The organism is Bacillus carboniphilus, from assembly GCF_039522365.1.
GTDB classification, from domain to species: domain Bacteria; phylum Bacillota; class Bacilli; order Bacillales; family JC228; genus Bacillus_BF; species Bacillus_BF carboniphilus.
In genome coordinates this window covers 34,441-54,793 of the sequence record NZ_BAAADJ010000001.1, presented here as the reverse complement: position 1 = coordinate 54,793, position 20,353 = coordinate 34,441, and the positions used below count along the sequence as shown (strand labels likewise).

The 20,353-nt window shown below is 36.8% G+C and carries 16 protein-coding genes and 6 tRNA genes; 1 reads left to right on the top strand and 21 read right to left on the bottom strand.

The window, feature by feature from the left end:
- Positions 1-71 precede the first annotated feature (71 nt).
- The 11 genes from ABDZ91_RS00360 to rocF form a co-directional block, all read right to left on the bottom strand.
- Positions 72-1,838 (bottom strand): HelD family protein, encoded by a 1,767-nt coding sequence (locus ABDZ91_RS00360; RefSeq protein WP_343795311.1) that lies wholly within the window; start codon positions 1,836-1,838, stop codon positions 72-74.
- 416 nt (positions 1,839-2,254) lie between these two features.
- On the bottom strand, positions 2,255-3,943 hold the full coding sequence (locus tag ABDZ91_RS00355) for an ATP-binding protein (RefSeq protein ID WP_343795309.1): 1,689 nt from the start codon (positions 3,941-3,943) through the stop codon (positions 2,255-2,257).
- Positions 3,918-6,074: a Mu transposase C-terminal domain-containing protein gene (locus ABDZ91_RS00350; RefSeq protein WP_343795307.1), complete on the bottom strand. Its 2,157-nt coding sequence runs from the start codon at positions 6,072-6,074 to the stop codon at positions 3,918-3,920. The genes ABDZ91_RS00355 and ABDZ91_RS00350 overlap by 26 nt, the downstream gene beginning before the upstream one ends.
- Positions 6,071-6,910 (bottom strand): TnsA endonuclease N-terminal domain-containing protein, encoded by an 840-nt coding sequence (locus ABDZ91_RS00345; protein WP_343795305.1) that lies wholly within the window; start codon positions 6,908-6,910, stop codon positions 6,071-6,073. Before ABDZ91_RS00345 ends, ABDZ91_RS00350 begins: the two co-directional genes overlap by 4 nt.
- 242 nt (positions 6,911-7,152) lie before the next feature.
- Positions 7,153-8,955 carry a glutamine--fructose-6-phosphate transaminase (isomerizing) gene (gene glmS / locus ABDZ91_RS00340; RefSeq protein WP_343795303.1) on the bottom strand — a complete coding sequence of 601 codons (1,803 nt, stop codon included), beginning with the start codon at positions 8,953-8,955 and terminating at the stop codon, positions 7,153-7,155.
- Between the two features lie 507 nt (positions 8,956-9,462).
- On the bottom strand, positions 9,463-10,812 hold the full coding sequence (gene glmM, locus ABDZ91_RS00335) for a phosphoglucosamine mutase (protein ID WP_343795301.1): 1,350 nt from the start codon (positions 10,810-10,812) through the stop codon (positions 9,463-9,465).
- 30 nt (positions 10,813-10,842) lie between these two features.
- Positions 10,843-12,072 (bottom strand): CdaR family protein, encoded by a 1,230-nt coding sequence (locus tag ABDZ91_RS00330; RefSeq protein WP_343795299.1) that lies wholly within the window; start codon positions 12,070-12,072, stop codon positions 10,843-10,845.
- Entirely contained in the window at positions 12,062-12,901 is an 840-nt protein-coding gene (gene cdaA / locus ABDZ91_RS00325) for a diadenylate cyclase CdaA (protein WP_343795297.1), read from the bottom strand. The genes ABDZ91_RS00330 and cdaA overlap by 11 nt, the downstream gene beginning before the upstream one ends.
- A 154-nt stretch (positions 12,902-13,055) precedes the next feature.
- Positions 13,056-13,670, bottom strand: a complete 615-nt coding sequence (locus ABDZ91_RS00320; RefSeq protein WP_343795295.1) for a zf-HC2 domain-containing protein — start codon at positions 13,668-13,670, stop codon at positions 13,056-13,058.
- A 22-nt stretch (positions 13,671-13,692) separates the two neighbouring features.
- Positions 13,693-14,256, bottom strand: a complete 564-nt coding sequence (sigW, locus tag ABDZ91_RS00315; RefSeq protein ID WP_343795293.1) for an RNA polymerase sigma factor SigW — start codon at positions 14,254-14,256, stop codon at positions 13,693-13,695.
- A gap of 206 nt (positions 14,257-14,462) precedes the next feature.
- Positions 14,463-15,368, bottom strand: a complete 906-nt coding sequence (gene rocF, locus ABDZ91_RS00310) for an arginase (RefSeq protein ID WP_343795291.1) — start codon at positions 15,366-15,368, stop codon at positions 14,463-14,465.
- Between the two features lie 428 nt (positions 15,369-15,796).
- Between rocF and ABDZ91_RS00305 the strand changes: the two genes are divergently transcribed.
- The gene (locus tag ABDZ91_RS00305; protein WP_343795289.1) at positions 15,797-16,747 is read left to right on the top strand and encodes a nuclease-related domain-containing protein; all 951 of its coding nucleotides are present in this window, start codon (positions 15,797-15,799) and stop codon (positions 16,745-16,747) included.
- A gap of 55 nt (positions 16,748-16,802) precedes the next feature.
- Here ABDZ91_RS00305 and ABDZ91_RS00300 read toward each other — a convergent pair.
- The 10 genes from ABDZ91_RS00300 to ABDZ91_RS00255 all read right to left on the bottom strand — a co-directional run bounded on the left by ABDZ91_RS00300 (position 16,803) and on the right by ABDZ91_RS00255 (position 20,205).
- A tRNA-Ala gene (locus ABDZ91_RS00300) sits at positions 16,803-16,878 on the bottom strand.
- A 49-nt stretch (positions 16,879-16,927) separates the two neighbouring features.
- Positions 16,928-17,000: transfer RNA gene (locus tag ABDZ91_RS00295), tRNA-Lys, on the bottom strand.
- A gap of 1 nt (position 17,001) precedes the next feature.
- A tRNA-Gln gene (locus tag ABDZ91_RS00290) sits at positions 17,002-17,076 on the bottom strand.
- Between the two features lie 59 nt (positions 17,077-17,135).
- Positions 17,136-17,220, bottom strand: a tRNA-Tyr gene (locus tag ABDZ91_RS00285).
- 8 nt (positions 17,221-17,228) lie between these two features.
- Positions 17,229-17,304: transfer RNA gene (locus tag ABDZ91_RS00280), tRNA-Val, on the bottom strand.
- A gap of 26 nt (positions 17,305-17,330) precedes the next feature.
- Positions 17,331-17,405 (bottom strand) — tRNA-Glu (locus ABDZ91_RS00275).
- 243 nt (positions 17,406-17,648) lie between these two features.
- A complete protein-coding gene (locus tag ABDZ91_RS00270; RefSeq protein WP_343795287.1) occupies positions 17,649-18,290 on the bottom strand; it encodes a replication-relaxation family protein in 642 nt (213 codons plus the stop codon).
- Positions 18,226-19,425 (bottom strand): FtsK/SpoIIIE domain-containing protein, encoded by a 1,200-nt coding sequence (locus ABDZ91_RS00265; RefSeq protein ID WP_343795286.1) that lies wholly within the window; start codon positions 19,423-19,425, stop codon positions 18,226-18,228. Before ABDZ91_RS00265 ends, ABDZ91_RS00270 begins: the two co-directional genes overlap by 65 nt.
- Positions 19,426-19,770 (bottom strand): hypothetical protein, encoded by a 345-nt coding sequence (locus ABDZ91_RS00260; RefSeq protein WP_343795284.1) that lies wholly within the window; start codon positions 19,768-19,770, stop codon positions 19,426-19,428.
- 162 nt (positions 19,771-19,932) lie between these two features.
- Positions 19,933-20,205 carry a hypothetical protein gene (locus tag ABDZ91_RS00255; protein ID WP_343795283.1) on the bottom strand — a complete coding sequence of 91 codons (273 nt, stop codon included), beginning with the start codon at positions 20,203-20,205 and terminating at the stop codon, positions 19,933-19,935.
- Positions 20,206-20,353 lie beyond the last annotated feature (148 nt).

Below are 20,353 nucleotides of genomic sequence, written 5' to 3'. Positions count from 1 at the left end.
GCTTTTTGAAGGTTGGTAAATGTGGTGACAACATGTGGTAAATTTCTTGGCGAGCAGTGGTAAAAAAAATGTCAATGGTGGTAAAATCGAGTGGCCGTAATCAATATGACACTTTTTAATCTATCCCACTGTTGTAATCCTCGATAAGAGTGGATGCCCTGAGCTAAATCTCCAACAATGGTGAACATATCTGTTCCTAATCCCTCTTTTAACGCAAAAAATTGAAATTCACTATAATCTTGAGCTTCATCTATTACTACATTTTTAGCAAGTAATTTTTTATCAATCCCAAAAATTTTAGCCTTCATATAAAACAGAGCAGCCAAATCCTCTATTTCAACTTGATTTTTATTTAAGATTTCTTGATTATACCGAACGAAAAAAGAAATTTGTTCTTCTGTTAACAGGCCGTCTGCATACTTATTAAATTGTTCTACACTTAAAAAAAGTTTTTTGTAATAGCCTAAAAGAGTATCTTTAGGGAGTTTACTCATGTATGTTTTTACAGCATGTTTGGATTCCTGTTGGATCTTTTTTAAACGTTTTTCCTTTTGATCCATTAGGGAAACCACACGCTTTTTACGTTTTACTTCATCCTTCATATGAAAAAGAGCCTGTTCAAGGGCTTCCTCATATTTTTCCTCCAATTTGGCCAAGGCTTGCTTCTTTTTCCGTTTCAAATCAGCTCGTAGAATTTCTTGTATTTTCTCTTTCCTTTTTAAAAATGGAAGGTATTTATACTCTTTTATAAAAAGTTTGTGTAGCTTTTTTCCGCTGGAAAGTCTGAACTTTTCAAGTACAAAATCCTCACAAGGACTCATTCCATCACGAATGTCTTTTAAATACCTATTTATGATCTTTTTATAAGTCAAAGAACCTTTAAAGGAAGATAGCCATTTAACCATCTTTTCATTTTCTACCTCTTTATTGAGGAAAGAAATGAGTTTCTGTTCAGGGTTAACGACTTTAAGTTTTTTACCAATACACTCTTTTACAAAATCGATAAAAGTGGCTTGCCTTATTTTATCTACTCCCAACTCAGGCAGTACATCCGAAATATAGTCAATGAACATTTTATTAGGAGCTATAATCATAAGTTGCTCAGGTCTGAATTTTTCAGCATATTGATAGATAAAATATGAAATTCGGTGTAGGGCAATCGTCGTTTTCCCACTTCCAGCAGCACCTTGAACAATAATAGGGCGATTTAAGTCTGCCCTAATCACTTGGTTTTGCTCCGCTTGTATGGTAGATACAATTTCAGTCAGGCGACTGTCGGCTTTTCCGGATAGAGAATCTTGAAGTAATTCATCAGTTGTAGTCAGGTCAACGTCTTGACAATCAATAAGTTTACCGTCTTCAATTTTATATTGCCTTTTTAAAGAGAGAAAACCATTCACTGTCTTATCATTGGACTCATAGGAAACGTCCCCTAAACGCCCATCATAATAGACATTGGCAACTGGAGATCGCCAATCTATAATAATGGGTTCTTGTGTTTCCTTTTCATATAATGATGTTTTACCAATATAGTAAACGTCCTCTGTATTCTTACTGGTCTTCTTAAAGTTAATGCGAGCAAAATAAGGCTTATCTTTAATTCTCTTCAAAGTCTCGAATTCAGTGGAAGCCATGTCTAAAAACTTGCTGTTTGTTAGTATATTGATATAACTTAAACTACTATCTAAATAATCAAGATCAACCATCGCTTGTTTAATATTCTCTTTGTAATTTCCTTGATTCAGTTCAGCAGCCTTTAAAACATACTCGATATATTTTTTTGTGTATCCTAATCGATTTTCTTCTTGGTGAAAATCCGGATGTATTTTATTGGTCATCCTTATCTCCCTTCATTTTAGCTTTCTGTTTTTTTTTTTTATGGAAAAGTAAAAAAGATAAAAGCGGATAAAAGTGGAATTGCGAGGATTCTGAAAGGATTCAAAATTCAATTACAATATAACATAGCATAGTAGAGGGAGCAATTTACAAGTGCAAACGTGGATTGAACGGGGAATCTGAAATAGTTAGAAAATAAATATTTTGACTATTGGGGACGTTAATTCATTAAGACAGGTAAAAAGGGGGGACCCAAAGTCTTTTTGAGCAGTTTCTCCGACATGGAAATCCCAAGAATGTAGTATTTAAGCATTCTTGGGATTTTTTGTTTTTTGCTAAATCTTCTTGGCAGCTTCCACTTCACATCTAATTTATCAACATTTCTACAACTGAGTTTTTTCTAATAATACTCTAGTGCCTAATAAAACTCTTGAATTGCATTTTTAATATAACCTTTAGATAAAAACACTTCATATGAGTGTAATTTCTGCTTTAACGCACTTTCTCTTATTTGCAATAATGGCAACAACCTGGTAGATGGAATTTGACTCTCTTTTTGTTCTTTTGCTTTTTCGTTTAATTCCATTAACTCTTTTATTGCTTGACTCTTTAATACATTGAAATCTGTATCAATAATTGATTCTACAACAATTTTTTCTATTGCTTTATTAATCTGCTTTGAAGAAATTGCATCAAAAATACCTATAGAAGCTACTTCAATACTTAAATTTTGTATTATATCCTGCCGTTTATAATGTATTGTATTCTGACGCTCTTTCATGGCTTCTTTAATACGTCCTTCATATTCACTATTCATTTTATTATTAATCATCAATTCATCCAAATTAATCATTATATCCTCATATTTATACATTGCCTTTAGATCATTTTTACGAAGTGCATTAAGCATTGGCTGGATGATTTTCATGTCTTCTCTTGCTGTTTTCTTTATTACTTGGGGGGTAAGCTTTTCTTCTTCATTCGTTTCATCAAATAAAGCTCGTTCCTGAGCTAAAATGAACAAGTTTACGGCAACTGAAGTGATTCCCTGACATTCCTCATAAAATGTCTTTTTAACATCTTCTGTAAGCTCTGAGCGTGTCTTTAAGCATTGAAACTCCCAAAGAGTTTCTAAAAAGAATTCCCATTCTTCACTATTCTCTGACATACGGTCCCAAATAATAGAACCCTCACTTGCTGCTCGCCGTGCTTGTCTGAAGTTACCTTTGAACAGTTGTTGTGCTTTAGAGGTACCAATTAAGACGGTTGGAATACCGACAGTATTTGATAATGTTACAAAGAAATTTAGCATTTCTTCTTGATCATTTTTAGAATGTAGCAAATGCTGAATCTCATCAATGACAAGAACTCCAATCCCGTACATACTCGCTAACGATGTCATGTGTAATAACATTGTTGAGGTTACACGATTTAAATAACCGAATTTCTCTAAATAACGTGTACCTAATAAATCATCAATTGCTTTAAAGAAACCTTTACATAAGGTCGATAAACTACCATCATAAGGACAATCTATTTTAAGCCAGACAATTTGTGTTCGATTAAAAGGTTGCCCTTCATATAATTCATGCTTAATGACTTGCGGATACATTAACAAAAGTCGTTCAATAGCAGTCGTTTTACCAATACCCGAAATCCCAATGATTGATAAACTATCAGCTGTTGAACGAATGTAATTCAATCTCTCATCAATATATTTATGTGCTTCTTCTTCATCTTCACGTAACTGGTGTAATACACGAATACGCTCGAAAAATGATTTATCTAAAGGATTACGTGCCAAGTAACCTCTGCGAATTAAAGTTGATAACCGGCGTTCTACTTCAAAATGAATTGGCAGGGGTTGAATGAAATTTTTAATTCGTTTCAGTACATGGTAACGAATATTTGTCTCACTTTGCTTATCTTGTTCAGTTATACGAGGTGTGACCATAAATCGGTCTAGTACATCGTCTTCGCTAAAAATAAATGGAAGGGCTTTAATAAAAGGGTTATTACTATACTCAGTCAAAGCTTGATCCTTATAGTCGGCTTCCTCAAAATCACCCTTTAATACAAGGTTATTGATCTTTTCCAAATTCCTCATCTCGCTTCTTCCGTAATTTATCCATTAGACGTGAGGTTGATTTTTTGGGTATTTCCACAGTTTCTGAATTTTTTTTAGTAAACTCGACGACCTGACAAGTATCTATTATAGGCTTTTCTGTTAAAGTGAATTTCTCTTCTTCACGATTCATTATTTTTTCGGCTTGTCTATTCGCACTAATGTTTTTCACTTTCTCAGCCTTGCTAACATTAGAGACAATTGTTTGTTTTTTCTCTTTCTTTGCCTTTTGGATAATAGATTCTATTGCTCCATCCATGTTAAGTGTGTTTTCTTTTTGCTTATTAGCTTCTTGATGTCTAGCTTCTTGAATAAGTTCATGATAATATTCAATTTCTTCGAGAGTATTACCTTTATATTGGGAACTAGTATCTAATAAATAGCAAGTATCGAAACCACGTCCGTCTGTATGAGGAATATATATTTTACTCATATCACGTGGGTCGAATACTATCTCGATACTATGATTTCTCATTTTAAAATACCATTGTTCATTTAACGCCCTTTCAGCCCCGTACGATAAACCCCTAAATTTGATCCCTGCTCTTGTTATTCTTGCTTTTCCTTTAGGTAATAAATTCAACCTCAAAATGTTTTGGTTATGGATGACCTGCAGACTACCTTTTTTATTTTCAATACCCCAATTCCATAAATTAATTGGTGTAGCTGTTAATCCTACTGATATCATTTCTTTTTCTAACGGATATTTATCAATGATATTTTGATTATGGTGTAAGACAAGATGGATTATAATTTTAGTAAACTCCTCAAGGTTTAAACTCGCATCTAAACGATAGTCTTTATCTCCACGTTCACGGTATTCTTTTTGTATAGCACCAGGAGCTTTTCTTTTTATTTTTCCGTTAATTGTACGGAATTGACGTTCAATAATTCCCTTTAAATCACCACGGTAAGGAGATGTATTTTCAATTTTGATATTTAAATTATTGATAAGATTTTCAACTGAATATCCTTCAAATTCTCCACGGTCTGCTATTATTATTTCTGGTAGATGGTGGGCTGGCCATTGGGATTCATCAATTGAAATACCAAATTTCTTACAAAACTCTACTTTATCCATAACCATATTATCTAAAGTCATCATTGCACCTATCCATGACGGACCTTCTAAACCAACGTAAATACCAGTCAACAAGCGGGAATATACATCTATTACTCCATATACAACTGGGCGACCTATAATTAAATTTCGATCAAAAGAACTCACTAAATAAATATCTGCAATAGTCGCATCAATTTGGAACCTGGTACCCGGACCATCTGTTTCTAAAGCTGAGTTACTTAAGATTGGTCTATACTTCAACTCAAATTCCTTTTGATTATGCCTTAATTGAAAATCAAGCTTTGGATCTTCCAATTTTTTAAACCAATAGTAAAACTGGTGAAACGTAGGGATTTTTGACTCCTCCCAAATCTTATATTTAGGTTTATTGCCTTCATAATACTTGTCTGAGTAAAATTCTCTTAACAAATATTCATACGTTTCGGTAAGAGATAGTTGTTGTTTATTGCGATAATATTTTTTCACTACATAATCAAACTGCTTCTTAACATTATCCGTAATATTAATTCCTTGTTTAGTGGATGAATATTTTCTTGGGCGACCTACTTTAGCTAAAGCTAGCTGCCTTTCTTTACCTTTACCACCCGAATATATATAATCAGGAAGAAGAGCATTCCTATTTAAACCTCGCTGCCAAAAACGAGTAAAAATCCGCTTTACCTTTATTTTAGCGATGCGGTGCTGCTTGGCAATTTGTTCAAAAATTGCATCCCTTTCTTTTCTAATGAGCAGTGATTTTTTGTACTTATCCCAACCCTCTGAAACAACTTGCCAATCCTCATCACGCTTTTGAATTTGTTTTTCAGTTAAATCTTTATCTGAATAGCTTTTGGCAAATGGGTCTGGAATTGGAATTAGTAACTCACTCTGTACTTCCGTCTCAATATCAGAGATAACCGCCTTTTTGGGCATTGATGTATTTCCATGTAACTCGACAAAATAAACAATTGGATCGTCAATAGCGATGACACGAATACGATTTTTTTCTTCCTTACCTGTAAATTGGTACACCTGATTGTAAAAAATCATATTGCTCTCACCTTCTCTGAAAAATCTTTACGCACTTCTTTTATTTGCTGGATTTGACTTACATCAAGTTTTTCTAATAAATCTAATTCAATTGCCTTTGTTATTATTAGATGTTTAAATAGAGAAAGACCACAACCAACAGCCATACCATAGTTTATTTCAAACTCTTTAGCGATCTGTTTTACTGCTCGATGTTCTACTAATAACCTATTAATAAAGTGAATACTCATTTCTTCTATGTCATCTTCAGTAACTTCTTCAAATCCTTCAATAACTGAAAGGTCTGCATAGCCATGAACAAACGCAATATTATGTGCCATTTCTTTAGGTATCTCTAACTCGGTCACAATGCCCCAATCAACATCTTGTCGTTCCCAATAAACACGCTCAATCTCAAATTTCTCTAGAACTCGTTCATTCATTAGTTCATCCTTATATTTTAATGTTCGAGCTAAATTTTGATGATTCTTGTTTTCACTAATGGTTACTAAAAAGTCTGTTGTCATAATAATTGGCTCATTTGTTTTTGGGTCAGCTGGATGTTTAATACCTAGCTCATCAGCAATCATAATCGTTTCTTCAATGGGCAATAAAGGATATTGTTCCCGTATATCAACCACTAAGTTGGAATATTCCAACAAATAAAAGTAGTTTCGTTCTAAATCTGAAAGAAATTCAAATTGTCTTGGTATTTTAATCCCTTTTAGACGTGTTGATCTACCTAATGAAGGAACATCTTGAATTGTAATCCATGGTTTGTATTCTAAACCTAATCCTCGTCCACGATCATCTTTGTGTTTTTTATTAATAGAGGGCGAACGTTTTCGCTTGGGCACTTTTCATCCTCCTACTCAAAAAATATTAAATCCTTTTATTAACTTTCAAGTAAGTAAAAATTACAATTAATTTCCTATTATGTACTAAAAAAAGCAACCTCTTACGGAAATCATACCGAAGAGGTTGCTTTTAATCAAACTTTATTACAAATAATCAATCTTTAATTCAAACAATCGAACTTTGTTTTAAGTGATCAATCTTTTTTATAAAACCACACAAGGTCTATTTATTTCATAAACTCTTACTCAACTGTCACGCTCTTCGCAAGGTTCCTTGGTTTATCCACGTCACAACCTCTGTGTAGCGCTGCATAGTAAGCAAGTAGCTGTAATGGTACTACGGAGATAAGGGGTGTTAATACTTCATTTACTTCTGGTAGAACGACACGATCATCTTCGTCTTCTAAGCCTTTCATGGAAATAATACAAGCATGAGCTCCACGAGCAACTACTTCTTTAACATTTCCACGGAGATTCAAGTTTACTTTTGGTTGAGTCGCCAAGGCAATAACTGGTGTTCCATTTTCAATTAGAGCAATCGTACCGTGCTTTAATTCTCCACCAGCAAAACCTTCTGCTTGGATATAGGAAATCTCTTTGAGCTTTAACGCACCTTCAAGGCCAACATAGTAATCAAGGCCACGACCGATGAAGAATGCATTTCTTGTAACAGATAGATATTCGCGAGCAATATATTCAACTTCTTCTTTATCATCACAAAGGACTTCCATCGCATTCGCAATAATACCTAACTCTTGAACCAAGTCAATCTCTATGTCCAGACCTCGTGCTTTACCAGTTACAAAAGCAAGAATAGAAAGGACGCCTAGCTGTGCTGTATAAGCCTTTGTTGAAGCTACGGCAATCTCAGGTCCTGCATGTAGGAGTAAAGTAAAGTCTGCTTCACGAGACAAAGTTGAACCTGGAACATTTGTAATCGTTAATGCAGGATGCCCTAGTTCTTTTACATGAACCAGACAAGCACGACTATCTGCCGTTTCACCACTTTGAGAGATAAAGATGAATAATGGATTCTCAGATAGAAGCGGTGTGTTATAGGCGAATTCACTCGCTACATGTACTTCGACAGGTACCTTTGCCATTTTTTCAATGAATTCTTTACCTACTAAACCAGCATGGTAGCTTGTTCCTGCTGCGATGATATAAATGCGGTCTGACATATTAAGCGTTGCAACAATTTCGGGATCAATTGTTAATTCACCCGCATCATCCTGGTACGCTTGAATAATCTTTCTCATTACGACAGGTTGCTCATCAATTTCCTTTAACATGTAGTGAGGGTACGTTCCCTTTTCAATGTCACTAGCATCTAATTCTGCAGTGAAAGGAGCACGTTCTACTACTTCACCATCAAGCTTTTGGATTTGGATTGAATCTTTAGTTACAATCACAACCTCTTTATCCATTAACTCAACAAACTGATCAGTTACTTGAAGCATAGCAAGCGCGTCACTTGCTACAACATTGAAAGTGTCACCTAATCCTACAAGAAGAGGGCTCTTATTTTTTGCAACAAAGATGGTTTCGTCATTCTCACGGTCTAAAAGAGCAAGTGCATATGATCCATGTAACAGTGTTAATGTTTTACGGAAGGCATCTTCAACAGATAAACCATCATTGACCCATTTTTCAATAAGTTGAACAATGATTTCTGTATCTGTCTCACTGTTAAACGAAACATCTACTAGATACTCGCGCTTTAGCTGAAGGTAGTTTTCAATCACTCCATTATGCACAAGGGTAAAGCGTTCAGTCGTACTTTGATGAGGGTGAGCATTTTCACGACTTGGTTCACCATGGGTTGCCCAGCGTGTATGGCCAATTCCTGTATTGGCTACTACACCTGCATCGACGATTGCGCGTAAGTCAGCAATTCGCCCCTTTTCTTTAAATACCTTAACACCTTCACCTGTCTGCACAGCAATCCCTGCAGAGTCATATCCTCTATATTCTAGCTTTTCTAGACCTTTTAATAGAATTTCTTTCGCATCTACATTTCCAATAAATCCAACGATTCCACACATACTTCATTTTCCTCCTAATCGAAAGGGAGCAAAAGGAAGCCACAATATTATGAGGGCAATCCAATTGCCCCCTTATCTCTGTTTTGGTCTTCGATGCTTTTTCTAGTTTAATGACTAGTTAGCATTCAAATGAAGCGGTCTACATCCCTTCTCCTTTGTGCAGAAAGTCACCTTTCTGTTTTAAGAAAAGAGTCTCAGTTGTGTAGAACAACTGGAAGGCACCCGCCGATAATTTCGATCGTCCTTCTCCTCGTCAACTAAACAACTCTTGTTTAGTCCTGGCGCTTTAATTACTTTTCTCTTCGCCCCTCCTTTTCTATTGGTCTATGCTCTGTTTACCCCGCTTGTAGTGATACAAAACATAGCTATCATAATACATGACCTAGGTAGTACCGTCAACTCATAACCCTATATCCATGTAAGGGAGTTTTTGGTACTCCTAAAAAGAGGGGTATATAAAAAAATATGCATAAGGGAATGGGTTGGTTCCACTTATGCATATCTTTGTTATTCCGTAAGCCCCATTTCTTCTTTAACGACAGATGAAATGCGCTCTACATATTCTTGGCACAATTGCTCTGTAGATGCTTCGACCATGACACGTACTAATGGTTCTGTACCAGATGGTCTAACAAGCACACGACCATTTCCATTCATCTCTTGTTCAACTTGCTCAATCACTTGGCTTACTTTATCATTTTCAGTCACATGATATTTATCAGTAACTCTTACATTCACTAGCTTCTGAGGGAATTTTTTCATCTCATTTGCAAGTTCTGAAAGAGGCTTTCCTGTAAGTTTAAGAATATTTACAAGCTGTAACCCGGTTAAAAGACCGTCGCCAGTTGTATTATAGTCTAAGAAAATGATATGGCCAGACTGTTCTCCACCTAAGTTATAACCATTTTTCTTCATTTCTTCCACAACATAGCGGTCTCCTACTGCAGTTTGAACACTTTCAACTCCATATTCCTCTAAGCCCTTATAGAAGCCAAGGTTACTCATAACGGTTGAAACTACAGTATTTTGTCTTAATCGTCCATCTTCCTTAAGGTACTTGGCGCAAATATACATAATCTGATCGCCGTCTACAATATCTCCATTTTCATCAATGGCAATTAAACGATCTCCATCTCCATCAAAAGAAAGACCTATATCTGCATTCTTTTCTTTTAAAAATTGAGCTAGTGCCTCTGGATGGGTAGATCCGACTCCCTCATTGATATTGATTCCATTAGGAGTTGCTCCCATTGTCGAAAGGTCTGCATCTAAATCAGCAAATAGATGCGTTGCTAAGGAAGAAGTAGCTCCATGGGCACAATCTAAGGCGATATGAATACCCGTAAAGTCTTCCTCCACCGTTGTCTTTAGGTACTGCAGATACTTTTGACCACCTTCAAAATAGTCATTGACCTGACCTAAATTTTTCCCTACTGGTCGTGGTAAAGTATCTTGTTCCATATCTAATAGTTCCTCAATTTCCTGCTCTTGATCATCGGAAAGCTTAAAACCATCTGGTCCAAAAAACTTAATGCCGTTATCGGCTACAGGATTATGGGAAGCAGAAATCATAACTCCCGCTTCTGCTCCCAAAAACTTAGTTAGGTAAGCCACCCCTGGTGTCGAAATAACGCCAAGTCTCATGACCTCTGCCCCGATAGATAATAGTCCTGCTACAAGTGCACCTTCTAACATATGACCAGATATTCTTGTGTCACGGCCAATTAATACCTTTGGGCGATCTTTATCCTTCGTTAACACATATCCACCAAATCTACCTAATTTAAATGCTAACTCTGGCGTAAGTTCTGAATTCGCTACTCCTCTTACTCCATCCGTTCCAAAATATTTACCCATTGACTTTCGCTCCTTTATTTCAATTTCCAACTAACTTTCTGTGTTTTCTTGAATAACAATTCGAGCTGTTGTTTGTGAAATTTCCCAATCTATTGTTTCAGGGACCGTTATTATTACGTCGACCTCATGCTCTCCAGCGTCCAACTCAGAAACATCTATTTCAACTTGAAGATCACTAGCTTCAATACCATTGATTAAAGTGGGACTTCCTGTTAAGGTCACATTCACCGCACCATTTTCAGGATTTAAAAATGCTGCAACCTCATTTTCACCCAGACCTTCAATACTAATAGGAACTGTAGAAAGTGTAACGGTTTTCGTCACTTCAACAGACAGCGTTACTTGTTCGGGCTCCATCAATAGAACACCTTCCGGAACTTCAAGCGGTACCGTTATGTCCTTTGACTCAATAATGTCACGTAAGTTCACTGTCACTTCTAAATCCTGAATGGAATCTAGGACTTGCTGACTGACTGCTCTTACTTTGGTTGTATCGGTGGATAGAGTCATGGACTCAATTGTAATTCCTTCTTGTGCAACTCCGACTCTTTTTATATTTATTGGTACATTTTTTTCTATTGCTCTAATCGGAATGGTTACTTCAACTACTTCAGGTTCCACGATAACATCGAGTTTATTTAGTAAGCGGTCTAATACTTGTACTCTAGCTTCCCTTGTGACCGTACTATCAAGAGTGCCATTCGTTTCTAATGTTGCTTTTACATAAGAAATTTGTTCGATGGTGTCTTTAGCTCCTGTTATTTTAACAGTCTTTGGTTCCACACTAGGTTGACCGGCAGAAAAGCCTTCCTGCAATAAATCAGCATTATATTCGGCTTCAACTGTGAATTCTTTCGTGACTCTCTCTTGAACCGAAACCGTCACATACGTCGGGTCTAAAGTAGCTGTTAGTTTTTCCGATAAATTTCGAATTTGGACCTCTACTTCTTGCTTTCCAATCTCTGCATCTGTTAAATCAATGTATACTTCAAAATCTCGTAATTTAGTAGCCGATTGGACAATACTTCTTGGCCCTTCAATATTTAAAGTTACCGTTTTGGGAGCTCCTGTTACAACAAGGTTATCTGTATCATAATAAAGGTTCACAGGAACATCCGTAAGTGTTTCACTATTCTCACCTGTATTGGAATCTCGAACAGAATCATTTTGAGGTAAATTTACAGATATATACAACAACATAGCCAACAATAGCGCCAAAATACGTAAAAACCACGGACTATCCATTAACTTATCCATCATTTTTCCCCCTAAAGGCCCACTTTGAAGAGGAAGGTTGTCTTACCTTAGTGGTGTGTATAATCTCATTCTGGAGTAACTCTGAGAATGCTTCCATCGTTAAATCACGGTGTAATTCCGCATTTTTTGTAACGGAAACACTCCCTGTCTCTTCAGATACAACAATCGTTATACTGTCCGTTACCTCACTAATTCCGAGTGCAGCTCTATGCCTAGTACCTAACTCTTTTGAAATATAAGGACTCTCCGATAATGGAAGGTAACAGGCAGCAGCAGCTACTCGATTTTTTTGTATGACAACAGCTCCATCATGTAGTGGAGTGTTCGGAATAAAGATGTTAATGAGTAGTTCTGATGACACATTTGACTCTAACGAAATCCCAGTTTCAATATAATCACTTAAGCCCGTTTCTCGCTCAATGGATATTAGAGCACCGATTCTTCGTTTCGCCATGTATCCTACCGCTTTAACAATGCTTTCCACGATCTGCTTCTGTTCTTCCTCTTCTTGAATTCCGCTCTTAGAGAATAACTTTCCTCTACCAAGCTGTTCCAAGGCACGACGCAGTTCGGGTTGGAAAATGATAATAACGGCTAAAAACCCCCATGTTAGTGCCTGTTCCATCATCCAACCTAATGTCTTAAATCCGAGGAAACCACTAAAGCTCTGTACAATTACAATAACGAAAATTCCTTTCAGTAATTGTACTGCCTTTGTACCACGGATAACCGTAATCAGTTTATAGATGACGTACCAAACTAACAAAACATCAACGATATTAGATATGTAATCAAGTATTGTGAAATTTGCAAAGTAATCTGCAAATGGCATATGTCTTCCTCCAAGTAAACAGATGCAGCTTACAACTATTTTTTGTTTAACTTTTACATTATATCATATCTTGTTTTTATACTAGATTTCAAAAACATTACGCAGGGATAACTTTTTTTTATTATTAAAAAAGCCGCTCAAGACGGAGCGACTTTTATTCAAACGCTTCTATTACATTGTTTACTGTTTTCTTAATATGAAACCACATCCAAGAAAATGCTTCGTTAATTTCTTGAATATTACCTGTTACCTCACCGGCAGATGCCATGTATCTTTCACCATTTATTACTGTAACATTTCCTTCTACTTTACCTTCTATTCGAAGTTTTCCGTTCTTTACAACTAGGTCGCCATTAACCGTTTCACCTTCTGGGACAATTACTGTATTATTTTCTACAATAATATTGGAATGATTACTTACTGAAAAATCATCATTCGCGTTAAAAGAGGACATTAAGCTCCCTAACATTAAGAAGATAAACAACGACGCGGCTGTAATAAAAGGATGAGCCCTAAACCAGCGTTGCACCCATACTCTTTTCTTCTCTTTCGGTAGACGACTCATTACATTGGCTGTAAAATCGCTTGGTGCTTGTATATGTGAAGTACTTTGTACAAGAGCAATGGCTTTTTTTAATTCATGAAAGTGTTTCTGGCACTCTACACAAGATTGTAAATGGCTCCTCAATTCAGCTTCTTGAGCACTAGATATCTCATCATCAAGGTATTCGTGCATATACTCGACGATATGTTCTGGGCACTTTCCCAATGATCATCACCCTCTCTTACTCTTACACATTCCGTAATTGTTTCCTTAGTGCCTCGCGTCCTCGGTGAATTCTTGTCTTTACAGTACCTAATGGAATCTCTAATATTTCACTAATTTCTTGTAATTGTAGCTCTTCAATATACTTTAGCACAATTACGGAGCGATATTTATCTGGTAATTTTAGTATTTCTGTTTGAATGACCTCTTGAAGCTCTAGATTTTCTACTTCCTCTTCAGGCCTAACTGTATCTGCTTCTATTTGTGAATACATGTTAAGACCATCCGTTCCGGGAACCTCAGCATCTAGATAATAATCTGGCTTTTTCTTTCGTATTCGGTCAATACATAAATTTGTTGCAATGCGATACAACCAAGTAGAAAACTTCCTCGATTGATTAAACTTTGTAATATTAACGTATGCTCGGAGAAAGGCTTCTTGTGCCATATCTTCTGCTTCATGTCTATTCCCCAGCATCCGATAGCATAATTGGAACACCTTGTCTTTGTATAACTCAACGATCTCTGCAAAGGCGTTCTGATCTCCCTTAATGACTTGCTTTATTCTTTGTTTAACTATGACATCCAATTTACTAACCTCCGCTCATGCGGCTACATATGTATACGAACAAGGCCGTTTATAGTTTCAAATTTTTTATAAAAAAATATTTTCCTTTCCTATCGTATCAGAAAAATGACTGATTTTTACATATTTCGAGAAATTTTTTTATAGAAACTTCCAAATAATAAAAAGGCTAGAACCATAAGTTGGTTCTGCCTCTTGTCCAAGCTCATCTATAGTAACTTCTCTCCAAACAGTGAGCCCATTAAAGCCACTGCTACTTGAGCTGTTCTATTCTTTTCATCAAGAATCGGATTGACTTCAACAAATTCTGCAGACGTTATTATGTTAGATTCAGCAAGCATTTCCATTGCCAAATGGCTTTCACGATAACTTAATCCTCCCGCTACCGGAGTTCCAACTCCAGGTGCATCATCCGGATCTAGCCCATCCAAATCAAGAGATAGATGTACGCCATCTGTTTTATCTTTGAGGTAAGCGATCGTTTCTTCCATAACCTTTGTCATTCCTAAACGGTCAACCTCATGCATCGTATATGTTTTTATGCCCATTTCTTTAATTAGCTGCTTTTCTCCGTCGTCTAGGGCTCTCGCTCCAATAATAACGATATTCTCCGGCTTCACTTTCGGTGAATACCCTCCAATATTCGTTAATGAAGGATGTCCTAAACCAAGGCTAACTGCTAATGGCATACCATGAATATTCCCTGACGGTGAAGTTTCCTCGGTATTTAAATCACCATGTGCATCATACCAAATGACCCCTAAGTTTTTATGATGCTCTGCAACGCCAGCAAGAGTACCCATCGCAATACTATGGTCTCCACCAAAAATTAGTGGGAACATACCTTGCTTTATCACTTCCGACACTTTTTCATGAAGTAGTTCATTAGCCTCTAATACTGCCTTTAAGTTTCGTAGATTGGAACGTTCCACAATTGTTTTTTCCCTTCTTCCAATCTCTAAATCTCCTATATCCTCAATGTCAAACCCTAACTCTTCTAATCTCTCAACTACACCAGCATAACGAATCGCACTTGGCCCCATATCTACACCACGTCGCTGCTGCCCCATATCCATCGGAACCCCGATCATTCCAATCTTCTTTCTCTGCATCATATGACCCCTCTCCTTTTCACCCTTTTTAATAATTGTAAACGGTTACGAGGGGATGACTCAACTCGACATGTTGGTGTATATATATGCGGGGGTGGGGGATTTCTTTATTTGGGGTGGCGCACTCAAATTTAGTACAGCTCCCCCTAAAAGGGGAGGCTGGCTTGAACAGGACGGCTGGCTCTTTATAAAAGGAAAGGTGGCGCACTAAAATTTATTTTGTCGCACTCAACTCTGATTTTATCGCACTCAAAAGTTACTTTTCGCACTCAAATTGATATTCGCACCCAAAAGTTACTTTTCGCACTCAAAATCTGTTTTCCGCACTCAATTAACGATTTCCGCACTTAAATCCATTTTTTCGCACTCACCTAATTAGATTCACAACTTTTAAACAGGTTTTTTATTTTCTATAATAATGGTGGGCTTTAATGTTCACAAAAAGTGGAGAAGAACCACTCCAGCTTACTATGGAAAAGGCGTTGTTAACCCTCATTCCAAAGAACCATGAAAAATACAAAGAAATTGAGGTGAATTACAAAAAAAATAATGCCGGTTATAAAGGAGAATTAGAACTGGACTACCATTTAAACTTTATACCAAACCATTATTACATCATTCCTGGTGTAAGGCTTTTAAACGATGTTAAACAGTATTTCCAAGTGGATACATTAATTATTAGTTCTAAGTTCGCCATAATAATTGAATCAAAAAGTATGTATGGTGAACTACATTTTGATTCTATTTCAGGCCAAGTAACCCGCAAATCCGAATATTTTACAGGTGGAATACCAAACCCGATACTCCAAGCACAACGACAAAAAGTTCAATTCCAACAATGGTTTAATAATCACTTTCAAAAAGAAATCCCTTGTTACCACTTAGTCTCCATCCGTTCTCCAGAAACCATCTTGCATGGCCCATCTTCTATTTTCAAATATGTTTACCATGCTGAACAAATTCCAAATAAAATAGACGCACTGTCAGTTAACCACACTAAAGAAATTGTCACTCCTTATATCAGGAAGAAACTATTGAGCTTAATTAAGGAACAACACACCCCGGCTCCTTTTGATGCTATGGAATTTTATAATCTTCAAAAGTCAGACTTAATGAATGGAATTACTTGTCCTAACTGCAATCAGGATATCTTAAAAAGACAATCCTCTACATGGTTCTGTAATCGATGCCTCTTTCATTCCAAAAATGCTCACATTCATATAATAAACAGTTACCTGTCCATTTTCCCTTCCATCTCAGTTAAAGAGTGTCAAACTTTGTTACGGCTGTCCTCAAGGTTTATTGCTAGAAGATTACTCATTGGGATGAACCTACTGCCAAAGAATCAACGCAAATCAACTACCTACATCAAACCCAAATAACACAAAAAAACCTCATACTCTCAAGAGTATAAGGTAGAAGACACAATTGTATGTATGGTGGAGCCTAGCGGGATCGAACCGCTGACCTCCTGCGTGCAAAGCAGGCGCTCTCCCAGCTGAGCTAAGGCCCCACTTAATATGAAAAGGGACCTTGACACAATTTTGTATCAAGGTCAATTATGAGCCATGAAGGACTCGAACCTTCGACCCTCTGATTAAAAGTCAGATGCTCTACCGACTGAGCTAATGGCTCTTGGCTGGGCTAGCAGGATTCGAACCTACGCATGACGGAGTCAAAGTCCGTTGCCTTACCGCTTGGCTATAGCCCAATATTACAATAATTAGTATGTACTTCATTTAAGAAATTATGTGTTTCTTAAAAAGAAAATGGTGGAGGGGGACGGATTCGAACCGCCGAACCCTGAGGGAGCGGATTTACAGTCCGCCGCGTTTAGCCACTTCGCTACCCCTCCAAAAGAGATGGTGGAGGATGACGGGATCGAACCGCCGACCCCTTGCTTGTAAGGCAAGTGCTCTCCCAGCTGAGCTAATCCTCCATAAAACTATTATTTTATAATATAAGTGGTGACCCGTACGGGATTCGAACCCGTGTTACCGCCGTGAAAGGGCGGTGTCTTAACCACTTGACCAACGGGCCAATGTCGTAAAATAGGAAAGCTTCCAACCGGGCTCGAACCGGTGACCTCTTCCTTACCATTTCGGTGTCAGTCGCAGTGACGAGTTTTATTATATACAGGAACCTAACAAGTATGCAACCCCTAAATTAAAATTTCTATTTTTCATACTATTCTTTCCGTTTAGTGTTAGCAATTCCGTTAGCAATTTGGTTAGCAATTTGGTTAGCACGAAAAGTGATAATACTGAGGATAAAGTGTGGATACTATATTTCTTCTCTAGAATAAATTTCATATTTCAGACCTGTTTTTTCTAGATTTTTTTCAATGTTAATCTTCCTTATTTTGCTCCCAGTGTAAAAAACAATTACTGGAGAATTGGAAAATTTCTTTTTAATGATATCAGATGCTTTTTTGTATCTCTCTATTTTCTTCTTATTCTCAGACATTGATTGAGTTCGATCTACTTCTAAAAAATACATCACTTCCTCTTTTTTATACAAAGCATCACAACGAATGATTTCTTCTCGGTGGGTGTTCCCTTCTTTTAGTTTCATTACTATCTCCCGCTCAATTTCAAAATTCTGAGGGCATCCTAAGTAAATAAAGAAATCATTACGCATAAGATAATGCTCAACAATTTCAGCGTTCCACTTCCTCTCTTTAGACGTACCTATTACTTCTCTCCCAAGTGGGTTAAGATAATAAACATTTTCTCCATATCTTTCAGGATGGGATTTTTTATGAAGATAGGATTCCATTTCTTTGATGATCCGCAATGTATTTCTTTTTTGGCCAAGTTTATGAATTTCTTGAAGCTGACTAGTAGTAGCAAAACCAAGCCTATCTAAAGTATAAAGAATCCTCTCTTGTCTGTTTCTCTTTACTTGTGCTTGGGTTAGTACCATCTTTCCGTACCTCCCAGTTCTTTAGTCTCGCTCTCATTTCTTTATCACTAATAAAAGGAACTTGCATTTCTTTTAGTTCATGGGTTTTAAATAATGCACGACCTTTTATGTCGCTAGGTAGTTCTTCGGCTCCTGTGTCGTCTATAGCTACTGAAGAGGCATATCCAGTTGGGAGTCTAAATGTTACTTTTGCATCTGCATTTTGTTTTATTTGGCGTGGGAGTGTGTCTGCTGTTGGATATTGAGTACAGAATATTTCTCGAAACCCTAAAGCTCCACCAATACGAGCAATTTCTCCAAGATAGTATTGGCACATACTTAATAGTTTTTTATGTTCCTTCGACATCCATTTTTCTGGGGTAAGTTGAGCTGCTTCATCAACAATTACAAAGATTCTCTTTTGTTCGGGTGTGTTTACGACGTTTGACCAATTATTGTGTCGAAAGTATTTATACATCCTTTGCATTCTTTCATGAACTTCATCTAATAAGATAGCTGCTTCCTCTTCATTGGAACCAACTCCTCTTACTTGGTTTAAATTCTCATAAGGTCCAAACTCTAATCCACCCTTTAAGTCAATAATATAAAACTCTACATCATCTGGATGATTTTCTATGAGATAGGTCATAATCACTTTTAAAAGAACAGATTTTCCAAATCTAGTTACTCCAGCAACAGTCATATGAGGAACGTAGTCGAAGTTGTGCCAAATGAGTCCATCGAATCGAATCCCCATAGGTACAGTCCATTCATCGTTTTTAGGAGGTAAGGTACTATAAGGGTACATTGTTGGAAGAACGCTGTTGTAGACTGAAATTTGGAGTAATCCCTCTTGGTATGAAACTTCAACTGGCCTCTTTAAACCATCACTGAACAACTTAACACTCTTCTCCATTTCAGCTAATTTGGTTGCAGGTAATCCAAGCGGAACCGTATAACAGTATTTTTCACCTACATGCTTATCTCCATCGAAAAGGCTTTCTTTGACCTTGAATTTAGGGTACAAAATTTCGTCCTTCTTTTTAACTCCATACCCCACGTTTTTCATGATATGCTCAATCTTTTTCTTTTCGGATTTACTTGTTTTAATAAAAGCCGTTGCTCCTACTGCTAAAGGTATCACCCATTCAATCATTCAAGAATTCCTCCTTCTCATTTTTGCTGCTTGGAACGAAATTAAGTTCGGATGCCAAACTAACAATAATTCCTCTTCCTTTTCCTGCTTATCCTTCACAATCTCCATAATGTCCTCGTTCCTGTTCTGAAACCATTTCTTTTTTCTTTCAATACTTTCAAGCTTTTTATGGCATTCGTAAAGAACTTCGGCATAGCTATAAACTTCATCAGCATCATGCCTTTCGATATGTGTCATAATTTCAAAAACATCCTCTTGGTCGTGTGTTGCTTTTAGCAATTCGTTTAAGTAACCAGAACTGTGTAAAAAGGGATTGTTTTCATTCAAGCGTTTGTAAAAATCCAAATCTATCTCTCCCCTCAGCTTTAAGTCCATTGACGAAGGAAATGGCGAAAAGGTGACTTTAGGTTGAAAAACCTAAAGATGTTTCATAACGAACGAATAACTTTGTACAAGCTCATATACTTGTTATTTCTAATAATGGGAACTACTGTCCCATATACTAGTTCACCATCCCACCAAGATATGATGTATAAGGCTATGCTTGAAGATAAACCAAAGAATAGCTATTGGAATAGAAGCACGCATAACCCAACGAATTATAGTGTCATCAATAGAAACACCTGCCTTTTCTAAAAGAACAAGTGTAAGTATTACTCCTGCAGAGACTAAGGTTGCGTTAAATCCAACGTCAACCCATTCAAATATATTAGGGTCAGGGGAAATGAAAGCTTGAATTGTAGAACCTTTCATGAAGTCCTGGAATGAGATCACCTCCATAAGAATCACCTCTTTTCTTAGTTGTGATATAGAGTTTATGGTCTAACACCTAGAAAGTTGCCTGTCCTTACAAAAAATATTGTGATTTTCCCAAAATATTTATGAAAGGATTAAAAATATTTGTATTGAATACATATAATGGGTGATA

Bases quoted from the DNA above. Each gene is read 5' to 3' on its own strand.
- ABDZ91_RS00270 (WP_343795287.1), bottom strand. From the start codon at position 18,290: ATGGTACTAACCCAAGCACAAGTAAAGAGAAACAGACAAGAGAGGATT.
- cdaA (WP_343795297.1), bottom strand. From the start codon at position 12,901: ATGCCATTTGCAGATTACTTTGCAAATTTCACAATACTTGATTACATA.
- ABDZ91_RS00355 (WP_343795309.1), bottom strand. From the start codon at position 3,943: ATGAGGAATTTGGAAAAGATCAATAACCTTGTATTAAAGGGTGATTTT.
- ABDZ91_RS00265 (WP_343795286.1), bottom strand. From the start codon at position 19,425: ATGATTGAATGGGTGATACCTTTAGCAGTAGGAGCAACGGCTTTTATT.
- ABDZ91_RS00350 (WP_343795307.1), bottom strand. From the start codon at position 6,074: ATGATTTTTTACAATCAGGTGTACCAATTTACAGGTAAGGAAGAAAAA.
- ABDZ91_RS00305 (WP_343795289.1), top strand. From the start codon at position 15,797: ATGTTCACAAAAAGTGGAGAAGAACCACTCCAGCTTACTATGGAAAAG.
- glmS (WP_343795303.1), bottom strand. From the start codon at position 8,955: ATGTGTGGAATCGTTGGATTTATTGGAAATGTAGATGCGAAAGAAATT.
- ABDZ91_RS00360 (WP_343795311.1), bottom strand. From the start codon at position 1,838: ATGACCAATAAAATACATCCGGATTTTCACCAAGAAGAAAATCGATTA.
- glmM (WP_343795301.1), bottom strand. From the start codon at position 10,812: ATGGGTAAATATTTTGGAACGGATGGAGTAAGAGGAGTAGCGAATTCA.
- ABDZ91_RS00255 (WP_343795283.1), bottom strand. From the start codon at position 20,205: ATGGAGGTGATCTCATTCCAGGACTTCATGAAAGGTTCTACAATTCAA.
- rocF (WP_343795291.1), bottom strand. From the start codon at position 15,368: ATGATGCAGAGAAAGAAGATTGGAATGATCGGGGTTCCGATGGATATG.
- ABDZ91_RS00330 (WP_343795299.1), bottom strand. From the start codon at position 12,072: ATGATGGATAAGTTAATGGATAGTCCGTGGTTTTTACGTATTTTGGCG.